The sequence below is a fragment of the Salinibacterium sp. SWN1162 genome, assembly GCF_015864675.1.
Classification (GTDB): Bacteria; Actinomycetota; Actinomycetes; order Actinomycetales; family Microbacteriaceae; genus Rhodoglobus.
The window spans coordinates 89,455-108,902 of the sequence record NZ_JADYWT010000003.1; the positions used below are offsets into that span (position 1 = coordinate 89,455).

A 19,448-nucleotide genomic window follows, 5' to 3' on the forward strand; every position below is an offset into this window, starting at 1 on the left:
CGCGATGAGTGGACAGCCACACCGCTCTGTGGCTTAGTATCTCACTAATCGTTCAGTGCCGAACGATTTATTTTTCGGAGGAAGAATGACTCTCGACATAGCAGCACTCCAAACAGACCTGCAGGCAAAAGGGATCGATGTTCTGCGCCTGATTTTCCCGGATGTGCTGGGAATCACCCGTTCAAAAGATCTCCTCGTCAGCCAATTGCACCGCGCGAAGTCTCCCCTGTTCTGCCAAGGCGTCTGGGTAACCACGACCGGCGGCGGCGTGCTCGATGGAAACGACATCATGTCATCCGGGCTGCCCGACCTTCTCACCCAGATTGACCCCAATACCCTCACGATGATGCCGTGGGAGCCCGGAGTGGCGCTCGTTATCGGAGACGCGTTCAACCCCGATCACAGCGTCAGCGAAGTGGCACCGCGCTCGGTATTGCAGAAGGTCATCGCCGAATACGCCGCCCTCGGTCTCACCCCCACCGTGGGCCCCGAACTTGAGTTCTACATCGCCAACTACGACGAGGAGGACGGCTGGAGTCGCAGCCTCAGCCGCACCGGTCGCGTCTACACGACCGGCGAGCACGTCGACCCCGGCGGGCAGTTCTTGAACCTCATGCGCATGCTCGACGGCATGGACATCGGCGTCTTCGCTGGCAATCACGAGTTCAGCCCCGCTCAGTACGAGATCAACCTCTGGCACAGCGAGGCACTGGATGCCGCTGACCGCACCTTCCTGTTCAAGACCGCGGTTCGCGACATCGTCGCTCGCACCGGCAAGCACGCCCTCTTCGTGGGCAAGCCCTGGGACGACGAGGGTGGCAGCGGCTTCCACCTGCACTTCTCGGTCGTCGACAAAGACGGCAACAACATCATGTCGGATGGCGGCTCTGGGCTCTCAGAGATGGCCAACCACATGATCGGCGGCATCCTCGAACACGCTGGCTCACTCGCAGCGCTCTCGAACCCCACCGTCAATGCCTACAAGCGCCTCGGCCCCGACACTCTGGCTCCGTACCGCGCCAACTGGGGCCACGACAATCGCAGCGCGATGCTGCGGGTCCCGCCCGAGCGCGGCGCGGGCACGCGACTGGAAGTTCGCCTCGGCGACCCGGCAGCGAACCCGTACCTGCTCATCGCATCCACTCTCGCTGCTGGCCTCGACGGGATCAAGCGCAAGCTGACTGCCCCTGCTGCGGTCGAAGGCTGGGCCTACGAAGACGAGTCGGCCGACATCTTGCCCATGACCCTCACTGCCGCGCTCGACGCCCTCGACGCCGATACCGTAATGCGGGACACCATGGGCAGCACCGTCATCGACGTCTTCAGCGTGCTCAAGCGTGACGAGGTCATGCGCTACGAAGATGCCGTCTCAGACAAGACGACCCGCGACGTCAGCCAGTGGGAGATCGACGAGTACTTCGCCGACTACTAAGCCGGTAACGAATACGACGCCAGAAAAGCCCCGCCGAACGAATCGGCGGGGCTTTTCTGTATCGCGCTGTAAGCCACTGTGAGCGGCGGTGTCGACTGCGGCAGCGAGCGGATGCCGCTGCCGCAGTCGGCGCTTAGATCGCCTGTGAGCGGTCTTCTACGAGTTCGCCACCGTTGAAGGTGACTCCGATCTCGCGGTAGTACCCACCGAGAATCTCTTGCACGGGCAGGATTGAATGCAGCTCATCCCACTGCGAGTCTTCAAGGTGAAGCTCAGCATCGCCCTTCCAGGTCTCGCCAATCTCGACGTCGGTGCCGCCCATGGTGATGAGCTGGTCGAGGGACATGCCGCCGTCCTTGCTGATGGAGGGCATGAAGCGGCTGTGCAGCATCTTGTGACCGTTGACGAAGCCATTGCTTTCGGCGGGCTCGCGCAACGTGACGACGGCAGAAGCGAGGCGGTGGTCGTAGGCCGCGATCGACGCGCCGAACTGGCCGCCGTTCTCGAGCTTGGGGGTGGCCTTGCCCTTGTTGAAGACTCGCGTAACGGCAATGTTGCCGAGCTTCTTGGGGTAGCCCTGGAACCAACCGCGGCCGATAGCGAAGTCTTTGTTGACCCAGATGGCGACGCAGCGGCTATAGACGATGCCCTTGTGGGAGCAGCGCACCACCATGAACGCTTCGAGGTACTGCGCGCGCACGGGGTCGAGCAGTTCGAGGCCGCCCGTGCTGCAGGACTGCCAGTCGGCCCAAACAATGGCAACGGCGCCAGGTTGCTCGGGGGCGAGGTCAATATCGTCAGGAAGGATCGCGCGTACGTTGGCTGGATCGGTCAAGTACTCGACAGTGAGTAGCGTTCCCGAGTAGTACCAGGGCATCTTCGGCACGAGCGAACTTGACCCGCGTGGAGTGAGGGGAGGAAGGAATCCATTGAGTTCGGTCATGCGCCAGAGTGTAGCCCAAAACGGTTCGTATCCGAATGAATTTCTGAAAACGCTTGACTAAGACACCCTGTCTTCGCCATTGTTGAACGCAACTCGTTCGGATACGGACGAACTGATTTAGAACTCAACGAGGAGTTTCACTATGGCGCTTGACCAAAAATCCCAGGAAAGCCCCGATCGAACCCTGCGCAAAGGGCGACTCGGCGTAATCGGAATCGTCTTCTTTGTCGTGGCTGCGGCCGCGCCACTTCTCGGAATGACCGGCGCCGTTCCCGTCGCTATCGTTCTGGGTAACGGAGCCGCCGCACCCGGCGCCTACCTCTTCGCCGGCATTGTGCTTCTCTTGTTCAGCGTCGGCTACGCCGCGATGAGCCAACGCGTCACCAACACCGGCGCCTTCTTCGCTTACGTCGGTCGTGGGCTCGGCCGCCACGCCGGAATCGCCTCGTCGTTCGTGTCGATCCTCGCGTACCTCACCATCCAGCTCGCCATCTACGGATTCTTCGGCGGCGTCATGGCCGGGCAAGTCGGGCTCCTCCCTTGGTGGGCCTGGACTCTCCTCGCGTGGATCGCAGTCACCGCACTCTCGCTGTTGCGCGTCGACATCGGCGCCAAAGTGCTCGGTGTGCTGATGATCGCCGAACTCGTCGTTCTGGTGATCGCCGCTGTTGCGATCCTCGCCGACGGTGGGCCAGAAGGCCTCAACTGGGGCGCTTCGTTCTCCCCTGATCTGATCCTCGCCGGTGGTCTTGCCGGTTCCGCCGGTATCGCGTTCGCGTTTGCGTTTGCATCCTTCATCGGCTTCGAAGCAACCGCTATCTACGGCGAAGAAAGTGTCAACCCGAAGCGTGCCGTACCGCGCGCCACCTACCTCGCTGTTGGCCTCATCACTGTGCTGTTTGCCTTCACCGCTTTCGCCCTCGTTACGGGAATGGGCGCCTCGAACGTTATTGACCAGACGCTCGAACGTTCAGGCGGCCTCGAAGACCCCGCCGCTGTACTCTTCACGCTCGCGAGCGAATACGTCGGCCCGTGGCTTGCGACGCTGATGAGCATCCTCGTACTCACGAGCATGTTCGCCGGGCTCCTCGCGTTCCAGAACGCCGCAAGTCGCTACCTCTTCGCCCTCGGCCGCGGTGGCGTGCTGGCGAGCTCGGTGGGAACCGTGAATGGTCGCGGAGCCCCCGGTCGCGCATCCATCATCGTGTCGATCATTAGCGGTGTGGTGATCGTGCTGTTCGCCGCGTTCCAGCTCGACCCCGTCGGCAACATGTTCTTCTGGTTCAGTGGTCTCGCCGTTGTGGCGATCGTGCTGATCGAAGCGCTCGTCTGCGTCGCGATCATCAGCTTCTTCCTCAAGAACAAGGGCACCGAAAATATCTTCGTGACGATGATTGCGCCGATCTTGGCCTTCATCGGTCTCGTGCTCGCCGAGTACCTGCTGATGTCACGCTTCGGCCTCCTCGCCGGTGACCTCACGCTCGCTGAGGGAGTCGATCCGACCGCAACGGCGTTCGGCCTCAATGCCTTCGGTTGGTTCCTCGTACTGTCGCCCTTCATCGCCCTGGTGATCGGCTATGTCGTGTCAATGGTTCGCAAGGACCTCAACGACGAACTGCTGCAAGACGTTATCTCCTAACGATCCACGCGAAGGGCCCCAACACTGTGGTGGTGTTGGGGCCCTTCGTGGTTCAGAGGAGTTCGCGTTAAAGAGGAGTGGCGCCGAATGACTCGAGCGGATGCCTCGGCTAGGAAGTTGCCGCTAGGGAGTTGCCGCTACGGCGTCACCCCCGTGGCGACCGGGCGCTCCGGCTGGTTAGACCACGCCGACCAGGAACCGGGGAACAACGCCGGGCGGAATCCCGCGACGGTGAGCGCGAGCGCATCGTGCGCGGCCGTGACGCCCGAACCGCAATACACACCGACTGCCCGGTCGACGCTGACGCCGAGGGCTTCGTACCGTTCGCGCAGCGCTTCGGAGTCTAAGAACTGGCCATCTTCACCGAGGTTGCCTGAAGTGGGTGCGCTGATGGCACCGGGAATGTGACCGGCTCGCGGATCGATCGGCTCGACCTCGCCGCGGTAGCGCTCCCCTGCCCGGGCATCCAGCAGCACGCCGGTTTCGGCGAGCGCGGCAGCGTCATCCGCAGTCAAGGCGGGCTCGTTACCAGCGCTGAGGATTGCCGTGCCCGGCTCAATTGTGGTCATGTCGTCGGCGCCGATAGCGAGCGGATGCCCGGCCGCCCTCCACGCGGAGAGCGCACCGTCGAGCACCTGCACGTTCTCGATGCCCATGTAGCGCAGCAGCCACCAGGCGCGGCAGGCGGCGAGACTGTTCCAATCGTCGTACACGACAACGGTGTCGCCATCGTTGATCCCCCAACGGCGAACGGCAGCCTGAAAAGCGTCGACCGTGGGCAGCGGATGACGACCCTCTTCTGGTTCACCGTGGCGCGCCAGCTCGGTGTCGAGGTCGACATAGACCGCGCTGGGGATATGCCCCTCCTCATAAAGAGGGAGTCCGGCAGGCCCACCCAAGCTCCAGCGCACATCGAGAACCCGCACCGGTGCTCCCCCGTTCGCGGCGTCGTCGAGCAGCGCGGCGAGTTCATTCGCGGTGACGAGGGGGTGAGGCATCCGAGACTCCGATCATTGAGGTAGCTCTATGATCGCACTCGCTGCGGCGGCGGCGTGTGACGTCGTTAACGCAGTGTTCCCACCGCCCGCTAACCACGGACGGTGGGAACCCCTGAACTAACGTGAACGCGTTCTAGCCGCGCGGCTCGTCACGACCGTCGGTCGCGAGCAGCTCTTCTTCAACTGCTCCCCCGTAGCCTTCCTTTTGCGGGTCTCCGTGCAGCCCACCGGAGATCGCATACTCCTCTTCTGGAGAGAGCACGAGGCGCTTGCGACCGTAGAAGGCAAAGATGGCGAGCATCACGATGTAGACCACGGCGATTGCGGCGATCGCGGGACGCGCCTCCTTGTTGATCAAGAAGCCGAAGAAGATAGCGACGGAGAGAACCCCACCAATTATGGCGCCAGGAACACCCCATGGACTGCGGTAAGGCCGGCTCGCATTCGGGTACTTCTTGCGAAGGATCAAGAACGACACCATCTGGAGCACGTACGCGATCACCGCACCCCACACTGCGATATTGAGCACAATAGCTCCGGCTACTCCGCCATCGCCGCCGAGCGAATCGACGAGCACTAAAGCGATGTATCCGATGATCGCACCCACGAGCAGAGCGACAGCCGGAGTCTGACGTTTGCCCGTGAGCGAAAGGAACTTCGGGTAATACCCAGCCCGCGAGAGCGAGTACATGTTTCGTCCGTACGCGAACATGATGCCCTGCAGCGACGCCAACAGCCCGACGAGAGCAAACAGAGCGAGAACCGCTGCCGCCTGGTCGCCGACCATCGCACGGAAGCCATCGAGTAACGGTTCACCTGCGCCAGAGATTTCAGAAGCACCCACGATTCCCGTGTTGAGGAAGAGAACCAAGAGACCCGTGACGATCAGGGTAGTGCGCGCAATCAGCCCGGCCTTGGGGATGTCGCGCACGGGATTGTGGGCCTCTTCAGCGGCGAGCGGTAATTCTTCAATACCGAGGAAGAACCACATGGCGTAGGGAAGAGCGAACAGGATCGGAATTATGCCGTGCGGCAGGAACGATGACTGCCCCGGATCGGGCTCGATATTGAAGAGGTTGTCCCAGCTGAAGAGACCGGAGAATGCGGCCATGACTGAGAAAACTAGAAGGATTGCGATCGCGAGGACGGCGACGATAATCGCAAATTTGAAGGAAATAGCAGCACCGGCGGAGTTGAGACCGATGAATACGATGTACAGGATGAGCCACCAGACGGGAGCGGGGAGTGAGAAGCCCAGCAGTTCGCTCGTGATGCCATTCGCGTAGCCCGCCGAGAAGTACACGATCACCGCTGTGGTGGCCACATACTCGATCGTCTCAGCGAGTCCCGTGACGAAGCCACCCCAGGGCCCCATCGCTGCACGGGCAAACGAATATGCCCCGCCGGTGTGCGGCATGGCAGATGCCATTTCTCCGATGCTGAAGATCATGCCGTAGTACATGAAAATGAGCAGAGCGAAGGCGATCAGCATGCCGCCGAAGCCGGCCTGCTCGATCCCAAAGTTCCAACCCGAGAAGTCACCGGAGATTACTGCGGCGACCGCGAGGCCCCACAGCCCCCAGATTCCCGCCGTGCGTTTGAGTGTGCGTTTCTCGAAATACCCGGCCGCGGCCGTCGTGTATTTCACCCCGGAGACGTTCAGTGTGTCTTTGGACATCCTGTTTCCTTTGCAGTCTGGTTGCGCGCACCGACGGGTCGATCACACAATGCTGGGAGAATCCTTGCGATGACTATACGGTTTTCAATGGTTGTTGACTAGGGATAATCCACAGAAGTTTTCGCGGATATTGGGGAAGTTTTTGTAACAACCCACGCTCTGTTGTGTTCTAATGGTCGGAAAGCGCACCATTTGACTTGCTTAATGAGGAGAAGTTAATGTCCCCCAGCTCAGGCAACCTCACGCTCGAAGAACTGACCGACGACGTCGCGAGCGGCGCGATCGATACGGTTCTCGTGGCGTTCACCGACATGCAGGGTCGACTGGTGGGCAAGCGACTCTCCGCCCGGCTCTTCCTTGAGGATGCCGCCGCTCACGGAGCGGAGTGCTGCAACTACCTCCTAGCCGTCGACGTCGACATGAACACCGTCGAGGGGTACGCCATGTCGAGCTGGTCCCGCGGCTATGGCGACATGGTGATGGTGCCCGACCTCGGCACCCTGCGTCGCGCACCCTGGCTCACCGCGACGGCGCTCGTCACTGCCGATCTACAGTGGCATGACGAGACTCCCGTTGCCCCGTCCCCGCGGCAGATCCTCAAGGCCCAACTCGATCGCCTTGCCGAGCGTGGTCTCGACACTTTCGTCGCCACCGAACTCGAGTTCATCGTTTTCGACGACAGCTACCGCGACGCGTGGAAGAAGGGCTACCGCGAGCTGTCGGCTGCTACCGATTACAACATCGACTACAACGTTCTGGCCTCTACGCGCATGGAACCGCTGCTTCGCGACATCCGCAACGGCATGGATGGCGCCGGCATGTACTGCGAGGGCGTCAAGGGCGAGTGCAACCCTGGCCAGCAAGAGATCGGCTTCCGTTACGCCTCAGCGCTCGACACGTGTGACAACCACTCGATCTATAAGAACGGCGCGAAAGAGATCGCCGATGCGCACGGCAAGAGCCTTACCTTCATGGCGAAGTACAACGAGAAGGAGGGCAATAGCTGCCACATCCACATCAGCCTTCGCGGCAGCGATGGCACGGCCGTCTTCGCCGACAAGGATGCCGAACACGGTATGTCAAAGATGTTCCGCCACTTCATTGCGGGTCAGCTTGCGGTCATGCGGGAGCTGACTCTCTTCTCTGCGCCCAATGTGAACTCTTACAAACGCTATGTTCCGGGAAGCTTTGCCCCGACGGCACTGGCCTGGGGCCTCGACAACCGCACCTGTGCGCTTCGCGTCGTTGGCCAGGGACACGGAATGCGCGTCGAGAACCGCGTGCCCGGTGGAGACGTCAATCAGTACCTTGCCGTCAGTGCCCTCATCGCTGCGGGGCTCTACGGCATCGACAACGAGCTTGAACTCGACGATGCATTCGAAGGCAATGCTTACACGAGCGATGTTCCGCGGGTTCCGGCGAGCTTGCGAGAAGCGGCCGACCTGTTCGCGTCATCCACCTTTGCTCGGGAAGCGTTCGGCGACGAGGTAGTCGACCACTACCTCAACTACGCCGCGATCGAACTGGCCGCCTTTGACTCTGCGGTCACCGATTGGGAAAAGGTGCGCGGCTTTGAACGACTCTGATCGGCCCATAATCGGCCTGACCACCTACCTCGAGCAGTCCCAGACGGGCGTGTGGGATGTTCCGGCGTCCTTCTTGCCGAAAGCCTATTTCGAAGCCGTAACTCGTGCGGGCGGCATCGTTGTTCTGCTGCCACCGCAACCCGTCAGCCCCGAGATCGCGCGCCGCGTGCTGCACGGTCTTGATGGCCTCATCATCACCGGCGGCAAAGACATCAACCCGGCGCGCTACGGCCAAGAGCCCCACCCGACCACCGACGATTCCCGCCTCGATCGTGACGCGTGGGAAGACGAATTGATGCGTCAGGCACTCGAAGCCGATTTGCCCTTTCTTGGCATCTGTCGCGGAGCCCAGATTCTCAACGTCGCGCTGGGAGGCACTCTGCACCAACACCTCCCCGACGTGATCGGGCACGGAAACTACCAACTCGGCGGTGGCAACTTCAGTCACGTGCCGGTAGAGGTCGAGCCCGACAGCCTTCTCGCGACCGTGCTCGGCACGCAGACCGAACCGCTCGTCGTTCCGCTCTATCACCACCAAGCTATCGATCAGGTGGCCGAGGGGCTCGTTGTCACCGCTCGCACGAGTGACGGCGTGATCGAAGCCGTTGAACTGCCGACCGCCACTTTCGCGGTTGCCGTTCAGTGGCATCCCGAAGCAGCTCCAGAAGACATCCGACTATTCGAGGGCTTGGTCGACGCCGCCCGCCTCAACCGAAAGGCTCTCGCGTGAGCACTTATACCGTCATCAACCCCGCAACTGAGGCCGAGATTGGTTCGGTCGAACTCCTCGACATCGAAGCGACGGATGCCGCAATCGCCCGTGCCGCGATCGCCCAGAAGGCGTGGGCGCGCGTCTCCCCCGCAGACAAAGCCCTCATGCTGCGTCGCTTTGCCGCGACCGTCGACGGCGACCTCGAGAACCTTGCAGCGCTGGAGGTCAATAACTCCGGGCATCCGATCTCGCAGGCTCGGTGGGAAGCCGGTCATGTTCGTGACGTACTCAACTATTACGCTGCTGGCCCTGAGCGGATGTTCGGCCAGCAAATTCCCGTCGCGGGCGGCCTGAACATCACGTTCCACGAGCCGCTCGGCGTTGTGGGCGTCATCACGCCGTGGAACTTTCCCATGACGATCGCGGCGTGGGGATTCGCTCCCGCGCTGGCGGCGGGCAACGCCGTTGTACTGAAGCCCGCCGAGTGGACCCCACTCACGAGCATCCGGCTCGGTGAACTCGCTCTCGAAGCGGGCCTCCCCGAGGGCCTCTTCCAGGTTCTACCCGGCAAAGGTTCCGTTGTCGGCGAGCGCTTCGTCACCAACCCCACGGTGCGAAAGGTGGTGTTCACCGGTTCAACAGCAGTGGGTAAGCAGATCATGGCCGGCTGCGCAGCTCAAGTGAAACGCGTAACGCTCGAACTCGGCGGCAAGAGCGCCAACATCGTGTTCGCCGATGCCGATCTCGAGAAGGCTGCCGCGTCGGCCCCCTATGGCGTCTTCGAGAACGCTGGCCAGGACTGCTGCGCCCGCAGCCGCATCCTCGTCGAGCGCAGCGCCTACGACCGCTTCATGGAACTCCTTGAGCCTGCTGTTGCTGGAGTCAAGGTCGGCGATCCCTTGGACGAGGCGACAGAAATGGGACCGCTCGTGTCAGCGAAGCATCTTGCCTCGGTGCAGTCCTATGTTCCGGCGGATGCTCCTGTTGCATTCCGGGGCAGCGCCCCCGAGGGCGCCGGGTATTGGTTCGCGCCTACGGTGCTGACGCCGGAATCGCGCAGCGACCGTTGTGTCACCGACGAGATCTTCGGTCCCGTCGTCACGGTGCTTCCCTTCGATGATGAGTCCGATGCCCTGCAGTTGGCGAACGATTCCGAGTATGGATTATCGGGTTCGATTTGGACCCGGGATGTCAGCCGCGCAATTCGCGCTTCTCGCGGAGTCGAAGCCGGCAACCTGTCGGTGAACTCGCACTCCTCCGTGCGGTACTCCACCCCCTTTGGTGGCTTCAAGCAGTCCGGCCTCGGCCGCGAGCTCGGCCCCGATGCACCACTGAACTTCACCGAGACCAAGAATGTTTTCATCGCCGTTGATTAGCCCTCTCAACACCTCTTATTCAAGGAGCAACACATGACCATCACCCCTCTCGACCTCACGCAGCGCCTCGCGGGCAAAGTGGCCGTCATCACCGGCGGTGCCAGTGGAATCGGCCTTGCCACCGCACGACGCTTCGCCGCTGAAGGCGCTACCGTCGTGATCGCCGACATGGACGAAACCACCGGTCTTGCCGCCGCAGAACTCGTCGGCGGCCATTTCATCAAAGTCAACGTGACGGATGAAGCCCAGGTTAACCAACTCTTCGACACCACGGCCAGCACCTATGGCTCGGTCGATATTGCCTTCAACAACGCCGGCATCTCGCCGCCCGAGGACGACTCGATCGTCACCACTGAACTCCCCGCGTGGGAAAAGGTTCAAGACGTCAACCTCAAGTCGGTGTACCTGTGCTGCCGCGCCGCGCTTCGCCACATGGTGAAGCAGGGCAAGGGCTCGATCATTAACACGGCATCCTTCGTCGCTATCATGGGATCGGCGACCAGCCAGATTTCATACACCGCTTCCAAGGGTGGCGTGCTGGCGATGAGCCGTGAGTTGGGCGTGCAGTTCGCCCGGGAGGGAATTCGAGTCAATGCACTCTGCCCCGGCCCCACGAGCACCCCGCTTCTTCAAGAGCTCTTTGCGAAAGACCCCGAACGTGCCGCTCGTCGCCTTGTTCACATTCCGATGGGCCGTTTCGCCGAAGCGGATGAGCTCGCCGCTGCAGTTGCCTTCCTCGCCAGCGATGACTCGTCCTTCATTACCGCTTCGACGTTCATCGTCGATGGCGGCATCAGCTCGGCCTACACAACTCCTCTGTAATGGATGAGCCGACCGGTCTCCACGGAGAGTTGCTACTGCGCCCGGTGCGCGGCGGCAACTCCTTCGAGGAGACCGTTCAGCGCCTTCTTCAGACGGTTCGCCTGGGGCTCGTCGCTCCCGGCGAACGCTTGCCCGCCGAGCGTGAACTCGCCACGATGCTCGCTGTCAGCAGGGACACCGTTCGCGACGCCATCGCATCGCTCAGCGATGCCGGCTATCTGGTGTCGCGCCGAGGTCGCTACGGCGGCACTTTCGTCAGCGACGTGTTGCCGACTCACACCCCCGGAACGCCCTCCGGGGAATCAGTGGGGCCAGCACGCCCGCTGACTCCCGAGCTCATCGAAGACACTCTCACCCTGCGCGAAATTCTTGAGGTCGGTGGAGCCCGCGCCGCAGCCGGCCGCGCTCTCACCCCCAGCGAGCGAGAGTTGCTGTGGGAGAGCCTCAGTAACGCCAACGCGGCGAGCGACGAAGAATACCGCCGGCTCGATTCGCGCTTTCACCTCATGGTGGGCGAGCTGGCTGGCTCGGCATCCTTGACTCCACTGATTGCCGATGTGCGGATGCGCGTCAATGAACTGCTCGACAGCATCCCGTCTCTCGGCCCGAACATCGCCCATTCGAACACCCAGCACGAACAGATCGCGATCGCGATTTTGACGGGGCGACCAGATGCTGCCGCTCAAGCAATGAGCGAGCACTTGGCGGGCACGGCACTCCTACTGCGTGGCTTTCTCGAGTAGCACCCGCGTTGTGGCGATTTCGACAAGCGCCACTCCCACCACGCAGCAATCGGGCATACGCTGAAGACATGCTCACCCCTCCTGAAGCCGCGAAGATTCCCACAGAACGCCTCCAGCATGGCGACCACTACGTCGACAACTACGAGTGGATGCGCGACAAAGAGAGCCCCGAGACCCTCGCACATCTCCATGCCGAGAATGCGTACACGGCCGCGCGCACGAGTCACCTCAGCGTGCTGCAAGAGCAGATCTTCGAGGAGATTAAGGGCCGCACGCAAGAGACTGACTTGAGCGTTCCGGTTCGACGCGGGCAGTGGTGGTACTTCAGCCGCACCGAAGAGGGCAAGCAGTACCCGATTCACTGCCGCGCGCCGATCGCGGGTGATGATGACTGGACTCCGCCGACGATTGCCGAGCCCGTTGCTGGTGACGCTGAGGCTGCCGCCGCTGGTGTCGCGGATGCCGCTGTCGTTCCCACCACCCTTGCCGGCGAGCAGATCCTCCTCGACGACAACGTCGAAGCTGAGGGGCATGACTTCTTCAGCCTGGGCTCGTTCTCGCTGAGCGACGACGGCACGCTGCTGCTCTACGGCGTCGACATCGAGGGCGACGAGCGTTACACGCTGCGCGTGCGCCAGCTTGGCGATACGGCTGCCGCGAGCGCTGGTTCTGCGGATGCTTCCGACGCTGATTCTGTCATCCGCTTCAGCGCCGCCGATGACCTCCCTGATGAGATTCCGGGCACCGCGGGCGGCGCGCTCTTGGATGCCACGGGCAAGTACGTCTTCTATACGACGGTGGATGATGCGTGGCGCCCCGACACCGTCTGGCGCTACGAACTGGGCACGGCTGCGGCATCCGCGGTGCAGGTGTTTCATGAGCCCGACGAGAGCTTCTGGGTGGGCGTTGGTCGTTCGCGCAGTGGCAAGTATTTGGCGATCGAGGCGGGTTCGCGCCTGACGAGCGAGACGCGGCTGCTCGACACGAGCGACCCAACCGGTGAGTTCGAGGTTGTCTGGCCGCGCGAAGTCGGCGTTGAGTACGACGTTGAGCACGTGGTGGTCGGCACCCAGGATCGCTTGTTGATCGTGCACAACAAGGATGCGATCAACTTCGAGCTCGTGAGCGTTGCTGCAGCGGATCCGCTCGGCGAACGCCGCGTGATCCTCCCCCACAACGAAGCGGTGCGCCTCGAGGGTGTCGATGCCTTCAAGGAATTCGTGGCCATCGAGTACCGCCGCGAGGGGCTCACGCGCGTGGCGGTGGCTATCGTTCCGAAGCATGGCGGGCGCTACGAAGACACCCCCCACGAACTGAAGTTCGACGACGAACTCTTCACCGTGGGCCTCAGCTCCAACCCTGAATGGAACCAGCCGAGCATCCGTCTCAGCTACGGCAGTTTTGTGACCCCGACTATCGTCTACGACTACCTCGTGGACGACAACGAGCTGGTCGTGCGCAAACAGCAGCCGGTGCTGGGCCACTTTGAGCCCGCGCTGTACACCCAGCGTCGGGAATGGGCCACCGCCTCCGATGGCACCCGCGTGCCGATCTCGCTTGTGTACCGCAACGACCTCGTGCAACCGGGCACCCCAGCACCAACGGTGCTCTACGGCTATGGCTCGTATGAAATCAGTATCGACCCCGGCTTCACGGTTGGCCGACTGAGCCTGCTCGACCGCGGCATGGTGTTCGCGGTCGCGCACGTGCGCGGCGGCGGCGAGCTGGGCCGCACCTGGTACGAGGGCGGCAAGAAACTGCACAAGCGCAACACCTTCACCGATTTCGTGGCGTGTGCTCGCCACCTCATCGACATCGATGCCACCTCAAGCGATCGCCTCGTCGCCGAGGGCGGAAGCGCCGGCGGCCTGCTCATGGGTGCCGTCGCGAACCTGGCCCCGCAACTCTTCTCGGGCATCCTCGCGGTCGTCCCGTTCGTCGACCCGCTCACGTCAATCCTCGACCCCTCACTACCGCTGACGGTTATCGAGTGGGATGAGTGGGGCGACCCCCTGCACAACGAAGAGGTCTACCACTACATGAAGTCGTACTCTCCGCTCGAGAATGTGCATGACACCCACTACCCGCCGATTCTCGCGGTGACCTCCCTCAACGACACCCGCGTGCTCTACGTGGAGCCCGCCAAATGGGTTGCTCGCCTGCGCGAGGTGGGGGCGGATGCACTGCTCAAGACCGAGATGGCGGCAGGCCACGGCGGCGTTTCCGGCCGCTACGACGCCTGGCGCGAGCGTGCTTTCAACTACGCCTGGATGGTGGATGTGACGCGCCCCTCAGCGCACTGATCGCGGGCGTGCACGCAGCGCCCTAGCGAGTTAGGCAGTCCACCACTCGTCGTACATAGAGACGGGTACGGAGCGCTTGTGGCGAGTGTTGAGGTACTTCTGCTCGATGTCGGCGGCAGCCTCGGCGGGCACGTCGAGGCCCTCAAGGTAATCATCGATGTGCTCGTAGGTGACGCCGAGGTTGGCCTCATCCGCCTGGCCGGGCGTGTGGTCGAGCAGGTCTGCGGTCGGCACCTTTTCGTACAGGCGTTCCGGAGCACCCAAGTGAACGAGTAGTTGCTTGCCCTGTCGCTTCGTGAGGCCCGTGAGCGGCAGCACGTCGGCGCCACCGTCGCCGAACTTGGTGAAGAAGCCCGTGACGGCTTCGGCGGCGTGGTCGGTCCCGACCACGAGGTAGCCGAGCTGCCCGGCTATGGCGTACTGCGCCACCATGCGCTCGCGAGCCTTGACGTTGCCCTTGTTGAAGTCCGTGATTGGCTCGCCCACGGCATCCGCGAACTCAGCGGCGATACCGTCGACGGCACGCTGGATGTTGAAGGTCACTTCGCGGTCGGCCTCAATAAAGTCGAGCGCCAATTGCGCATCGTCTTCGTCGCGTTGCACACCATGCGGTAGCCGGACGGCGACAAACTGGGCCTCAACACCATCCGCGCGCAATTCAGCGACCGCGAGCTGGCAGATGCGCCCCGCGAGCGAGGAGTCTTGCCCACCGCTAATCCCCAACACGAGTCCCTTGGCATGCGAGGCCTTCAGGTACTCCTTGAGGAACTCGATGCGCCGACGAATCTGCCCAGCGGGGTCAATCGTGGGCTGGGTGTTCAAGTCAGCGATGATGCGTGCCTGCAACGAAGTCATGCATTAAACCTAACCCCGGCATCCGTCATTAGGATTGTTCACTTATCCTTCGCCGCAGACTCTCGGCGGGTTACCCTGAAACTGTTACGCCCACGAAACACAGGAGCTACGAATGATCGATCAACTTCTTCGCCCCAAAATCGCTTTCTGGGCGGGAGTCGCTCTCACGGCGATCAGCTTCATTGTTTTCGACTTCATCATCCCTGCCCTCTACCTCGGCGTGCAGGCGATCAACTTTCCGATGACTCAGCAGTTCGTGGGGGTTCTCACCTCGGGCGTGGAATCTCTCGGCCAACTCGCGCGCCTCATTGGCCCCGTGCTGATCGTCGGCGCCCTCGTGATGCTCAAGATTGAGCGCCCCGGCAGGTCCCCCCGCGAGAACTAGCCCAGCTCCTGCGCGATCTCCCACGGCAGCCCTGACGGATCGAGAAACACCGCAGTGCGGCGGCCCCACGGCCGGTCGACGGGCCCATTCACGAGCTCGACGCCACGCTCGCGCACGGCAGCGCACGCGGCATCCGCATCGGGCACGTTAACGGTGAGCATGACGGATGCCGCAGCCCCCGGCTCCGAAACGGCCGCGGGCCCGATCAACTCAGCTGCCTCACTTCGCGCGAGCACGTTCAGCACCAGCGCGCCTACCTGGAACATGCACGACACCTCGTCTTCGAAAACCACCGAGGCGGAGAACACGGCCCTGTAGAACTCTCGCGACAGCGCCACGTCATCTGAAAAAACGGTGATTGCTTCTACGTTGTTGAGTGCGTCAATCATGCGATTCTCCCTCGATGCGCGCCACCTGAACCCAGTCACCCGAAATGGGTCCTGAATGAAAGTGCTGGTGGCGATAGTCTAAAGAGGTGATCGGTTGCACCCGAAGCGACTTCACGTTTAAGGATTCACAGTGAAAAACCCGATTCTTGTTCCCGCTGTCGCACCCCGACAGCGAGCGTTCGCGCCGAAAGCCGCACTCGCAGTGGCAATTTCTGTTGCCCTGGTTGCGCTCGGAGTGCTCCCGGCATCCGCAGCGACCTACGACAGCATCTCTGACGAGGTAAGCGGAGGCAGCATCGCCAGCCACCTTGCCGCGCAAGAACTTCGCGACACGTGGGCTGCTGCCGTCACAACGCGCGGGGGCACGGTGCCCGCGCCCTTAGATATTGCCGGCCCCAATAATCGGTTAGTGACCGGAGTCATCGGAACCACTCCGGCCGGCACCACAGTTTCTGTGGAACACACGATGTATAACACCGACGCGCAGGTGACCTTCTTCGGAGTCAGCAGCGCTGCGACGCAAGGCAAAGCTCAATGCACCGGAGGCGGAGACACGCTCCAAGACGGCGCCCCGCGCCCCACGCTTCTCCAAGGCTGCACCGCGACGACCGGTTATAGCTACGGCGCCTCCAGCAACAGTGGCGACAACGCCGACACTCGAGACGGCGTTGAGTTCCGGTTCTCCACCGGCGTTCTGGGCTTTGGCGCCTGGTTCGGCGACCTCGAAACACGCACCGATGGCCTGGGAGTGCCGGCACTGCTGCGACTGTACTTGGCCGACGACACTCTGCTCTCTGAATCGGAGATCGCCCCTAGCGGAGATCAATCGCTGTGCTCGAACTCAGACGATGGGTGTGGCAATGAGAGCACACGCTGGGTTGGCTTCACCGCAGATCTCGCGACTCCGGTGTACCGGATGGTTGTCATCGTCGGCGATGAAGACGCCACGGGCGACGCGAAGCGCGAAGGCATGAGCTTCATCGGCCCCTCAGTCGTGGACGGCACCGCCAACCTCACGATCGATAAGAGCGCTACAGAGTTGCCCATGACGGCCACTAACGTGGGCGACCTCATCGATTACAGCTTTCTCGTAACCAACACCGGAACACTCGCGCTCGACGACGTCGAGATCGATGACGCTGGTGCCCAGAACCTGTCGTGCCCGGCGACCGCCCTCGCCGTCGACGCAACCATGACCTGCACCGCCGAGCATGCCGTGACTCAAGGTGAGATCGATGCCGGCAGCTACACCAACTCGGCCACCGTCTCCGGCGACGCCTGGGGCGAGACAGTGACCTCGGAAGCCGATACCGCCACCACAGCGATCACTCAGGTGCCCGCGCTGACGGCGACGCAGACCGCGAACGTATCGACTTTCACCGCCGCGGGCGACACCCTTGTTTTCACCATTGCCATCACGAATGACGGCAACACCACTCTCACTGCGGTGGATGTCGCCACGAGCCTTCCGGGCCTGAGCCTCGATTGCGCCGCACTGGCTAACACCCTCGCACCGGGCGCAACTGGTTCCTGCGAGGCAACTCTCGTCATCACCGATCAATCGAGCGATCTCAGCAATGTCGCTACCGTGACGTCGGAGCAGACCACAGCCCTGTCGAACCAGTCGACGGTACTCTTCGTTGCCCCTGTAGTCACCCCCGAGGTGCCCGAAGTGCCGGAGGTTCCGAGCGTCGCAGGCGTGGAAACGACGTCGGCGGCTAGCCCCGCGCTGGCCTACACCGGCTCCTCGATCACGGCATCCGCAGCGACAGGAGCGCTTCTCTTGCTCGTCGGATCTCTGCTACTTCTTGTACGCACTCCAGCGCCGTCCGCGAACGAGCGGCTGCAACGGCCTTCTCAGCGCCGCTGAAGCTAGTTAGCTAGCTAGCGAGTGCTCGCTCCGCCAGAAACGGCGAGCCTCGAAACCACGTTCCACAGCGCACGCTGGCCCGCAACGTTGGTGAAATGGCTCATCGTCATGGAAGTGACAGGGCCGGTCATCTTCTGAGGCGGCGATGCGAAGAATTGGCCGGTCACGCCATCCGGCATATCGATCACGGTGAGGTAGCGGGCAGCAGCCGTGGGCACACTGTGCCACATGCTGGGCATGAGTTTCATGACGGGCAGCATGACGCGGCGCATGATCGCCGGCATCTCTCGAGATGCTTTCGTGTCAGGAGTGTTGCCGGGCGAGACCGTGTTCACCGTCATGCCGGCGGGCAGTTGGGTCGCGAGCTCCTTGGCCCACCAGACCGCGAACGTCTTGGCGGTCGCATACTGCGTGCCGTTGGCAAACTTCACAGGCTTGTCCGCGCGAAGAACGGCCTCAATGGCGCGTTCGAGATCACCGCCGAAGGATGCCGCAGCGAGCGCCTGAACATCGATGTTCGAGAAGGTGGGAACATCACCGCGCGCGGCTTCCGATCCAGCAATGATGATGCGCGCGTGGCCGCTCAGCATCTTGGCGCGGAGCAAGTGCATGGTCAGCGCGTGGTGTCCGGTGAGGGTCGCCGCCATAATCTGCTCGATACCGTCAGCGGTGCGGCGCAGCTCACTGGTTGCCGCGACACCCGCATTGAGGATGAGGGCGTCGATGGGGATTGCCGCCCCCACGAGCGCCTGTGCAGCTTTCTCGATCGACGAGAAGTCGTTGAGGTCGAGCGCGAGCGGTACGAACTGCGCGCCCGGTACGCGAGCAAGAAGAGCCGTGCGCGCGTCCTCTGCCTTCGCGGGGGTGCGGGCCGTGACGATGACGCGGCCGTAGCCTGCCTCAGCGAGCTGGGCTGCGGCTTCCCAGCCGACTCCGGAGCTAGCTCCGGTGACGAGGGCGGTGTGGGCGGCGTGGTTGTTCATCGAGCGTCTCGTTCCCTAGTTTTGATACCAAACAGTATCATCGCCATCCACCTATTTGATACCAGTAGGTTTCAAACGCTGAAGCCTGCGCGTATAGTGAAAGGATGAGCGCAGCAACGGGCACCACGGCGGGGCGCCCGCGCGCCTTCGACGCCGATGCCGTGCTCACGCAGCTCACCGACCTGTTCTGGCAGCAGGGCTACCGTCACACGTCGCTCAGCGACATTGTCGAGGCCAGCGGTGTTCACAAACCCAGCCTCTACCGCACCTTCGGCGACAAAGAGCAGCTCTTCGCCACCGTGCTGCGCCGCTACCTGACCGAGCGTGAGCAACACCTCACCGGCATGCGCGCCACGGCAGGGCCCGGCATTGCCGGCATCCATAACTTCTTCGATCTCTTTGAAGAGTTCGCCCACACCGAGGCTGGCAGTCGAGGGTGTCTCGCCGTTAGCGCCAGCAATGAGTTGCGCGGAACAGCCCCCGGCTTCGAAGACTTTTCGCTCGAGTACCGCGATCTCATGATCCGGCAGATGACAGCCCTGGCCGCACTTGCTCTGCCCGAGAATGCTCCGGATGCTGCGCTCACAGGTCAACGCGCTGAGCTGCTCTCCACGCTCTTCCTCGGACTTCAAGTCACGATTCGCTCGCAGGCCGACGCCGCGCAGCTTCACTCCGTTTTTGCCGCGGTCCACGCTCTCGTCGACACCTGGAAATAGCGCGGCCCTTCAGAGTCG

At 62.5% G+C, this 19,448-nt stretch carries 17 protein-coding genes; 11 read left to right on the forward strand and 6 right to left on the reverse strand.

Going from position 1 to position 19,448, the window contains the following annotated elements; translation table 11 throughout:
* Positions 1-85: 85 nt before the first annotated feature.
* A complete protein-coding gene (locus I6E58_RS11850) occupies positions 86-1,432 on the forward strand; it encodes a glutamine synthetase family protein (protein WP_197133923.1) in 1,347 nt (448 codons plus the stop codon).
* Positions 1,433-1,565: 133 nt separating this feature from the next.
* Here the strand turns inward: I6E58_RS11850 and I6E58_RS11855 are convergent, their stop codons facing one another.
* The gene (locus I6E58_RS11855) at positions 1,566-2,375 is read right to left on the reverse strand and encodes an acetoacetate decarboxylase family protein (protein ID WP_197133925.1); all 810 of its coding nucleotides are present in this window, start codon (positions 2,373-2,375) and stop codon (positions 1,566-1,568) included.
* 142 nt (positions 2,376-2,517) lie between these two features.
* On the opposite strand from I6E58_RS11855, the gene I6E58_RS11860 reads away from it, so the two are divergent.
* The gene (locus I6E58_RS11860) at positions 2,518-4,014 is read left to right on the forward strand and encodes an APC family permease (protein ID WP_197133927.1); all 1,497 of its coding nucleotides are present in this window, start codon (positions 2,518-2,520) and stop codon (positions 4,012-4,014) included.
* A 137-nt stretch (positions 4,015-4,151) separates the two neighbouring features.
* Here the strand turns inward: I6E58_RS11860 and I6E58_RS11865 are convergent, their stop codons facing one another.
* Both I6E58_RS11865 and I6E58_RS11870 read right to left on the reverse strand, forming a co-directional pair.
* A complete protein-coding gene (locus tag I6E58_RS11865) occupies positions 4,152-5,012 on the reverse strand; it encodes a sulfurtransferase (protein ID WP_197133929.1) in 861 nt (286 codons plus the stop codon).
* Positions 5,013-5,145: 133 nt separating this feature from the next.
* Complete coding sequence (locus I6E58_RS11870) at positions 5,146-6,690, reverse strand: amino acid permease (RefSeq protein WP_197133931.1); 1,545 nt, start codon at positions 6,688-6,690, stop codon at positions 5,146-5,148.
* A 218-nt stretch (positions 6,691-6,908) separates the two neighbouring features.
* On the opposite strand from I6E58_RS11870, the gene I6E58_RS11875 reads away from it, so the two are divergent.
* From I6E58_RS11875 to I6E58_RS11900, 6 genes are all read left to right on the forward strand, one after another.
* Positions 6,909-8,276 (forward strand): glutamine synthetase family protein, encoded by a 1,368-nt coding sequence (locus I6E58_RS11875; protein ID WP_197133933.1) that lies wholly within the window; start codon positions 6,909-6,911, stop codon positions 8,274-8,276.
* A complete protein-coding gene (locus tag I6E58_RS11880; RefSeq protein ID WP_197133935.1) occupies positions 8,263-9,006 on the forward strand; it encodes a gamma-glutamyl-gamma-aminobutyrate hydrolase family protein in 744 nt (247 codons plus the stop codon). The genes I6E58_RS11875 and I6E58_RS11880 overlap by 14 nt, the downstream gene beginning before the upstream one ends.
* Positions 9,003-10,364 carry an aldehyde dehydrogenase gene (locus I6E58_RS11885; protein ID WP_197133937.1) on the forward strand — a complete coding sequence of 454 codons (1,362 nt, stop codon included), beginning with the start codon at positions 9,003-9,005 and terminating at the stop codon, positions 10,362-10,364. The genes I6E58_RS11880 and I6E58_RS11885 overlap by 4 nt, the downstream gene beginning before the upstream one ends.
* A 33-nt stretch (positions 10,365-10,397) precedes the next feature.
* A complete protein-coding gene (locus I6E58_RS11890) occupies positions 10,398-11,186 on the forward strand; it encodes a 3-oxoacyl-ACP reductase (protein ID WP_197133939.1) in 789 nt (262 codons plus the stop codon).
* Positions 11,186-11,929 (forward strand): FadR/GntR family transcriptional regulator, encoded by a 744-nt coding sequence (locus I6E58_RS11895; protein WP_197133941.1) that lies wholly within the window; start codon positions 11,186-11,188, stop codon positions 11,927-11,929. Before I6E58_RS11890 ends, I6E58_RS11895 begins: the two co-directional genes overlap by 1 nt.
* A gap of 68 nt (positions 11,930-11,997) precedes the next feature.
* A complete protein-coding gene (locus I6E58_RS11900) occupies positions 11,998-14,232 on the forward strand; it encodes a S9 family peptidase (protein ID WP_197133944.1) in 2,235 nt (744 codons plus the stop codon).
* Between the two features lie 30 nt (positions 14,233-14,262).
* Here the strand turns inward: I6E58_RS11900 and nadE are convergent, their stop codons facing one another.
* Positions 14,263-15,087, reverse strand: coding sequence for an ammonia-dependent NAD(+) synthetase (gene nadE, locus I6E58_RS11905; RefSeq protein ID WP_197133947.1), 825 nt, complete (start codon positions 15,085-15,087; stop codon positions 14,263-14,265).
* A 112-nt stretch (positions 15,088-15,199) separates the two neighbouring features.
* Between nadE and I6E58_RS11910 the strand changes: the two genes are divergently transcribed.
* Complete coding sequence (locus I6E58_RS11910) at positions 15,200-15,472, forward strand: hypothetical protein (protein WP_197133950.1); 273 nt, start codon at positions 15,200-15,202, stop codon at positions 15,470-15,472.
* Here I6E58_RS11910 and I6E58_RS11915 read toward each other — a convergent pair.
* Positions 15,469-15,861: a VOC family protein gene (locus I6E58_RS11915; RefSeq protein ID WP_197133953.1), complete on the reverse strand. Its 393-nt coding sequence runs from the start codon at positions 15,859-15,861 to the stop codon at positions 15,469-15,471. The genes I6E58_RS11910 and I6E58_RS11915 overlap by 4 nt on opposite strands.
* A 130-nt stretch (positions 15,862-15,991) precedes the next feature.
* Here I6E58_RS11915 and I6E58_RS14485 point away from each other — a divergent pair, with 130 nt between their 5' ends.
* The gene (locus I6E58_RS14485) at positions 15,992-17,731 is read left to right on the forward strand and encodes a hypothetical protein (protein WP_197133956.1); all 1,740 of its coding nucleotides are present in this window, start codon (positions 15,992-15,994) and stop codon (positions 17,729-17,731) included.
* Between the two features lie 14 nt (positions 17,732-17,745).
* Here I6E58_RS14485 and I6E58_RS11925 read toward each other — a convergent pair whose 3' ends face one another.
* Complete coding sequence (locus I6E58_RS11925) at positions 17,746-18,714, reverse strand: SDR family NAD(P)-dependent oxidoreductase (RefSeq protein ID WP_197133959.1); 969 nt, start codon at positions 18,712-18,714, stop codon at positions 17,746-17,748.
* A gap of 104 nt (positions 18,715-18,818) precedes the next feature.
* On the opposite strand from I6E58_RS11925, the gene I6E58_RS11930 reads away from it, so the two are divergent.
* Positions 18,819-19,430, forward strand: a complete 612-nt coding sequence (locus I6E58_RS11930; protein WP_197133962.1) for a TetR/AcrR family transcriptional regulator — start codon at positions 18,819-18,821, stop codon at positions 19,428-19,430.
* The last annotated feature ends 18 nt before the right edge of the window (positions 19,431-19,448 follow it).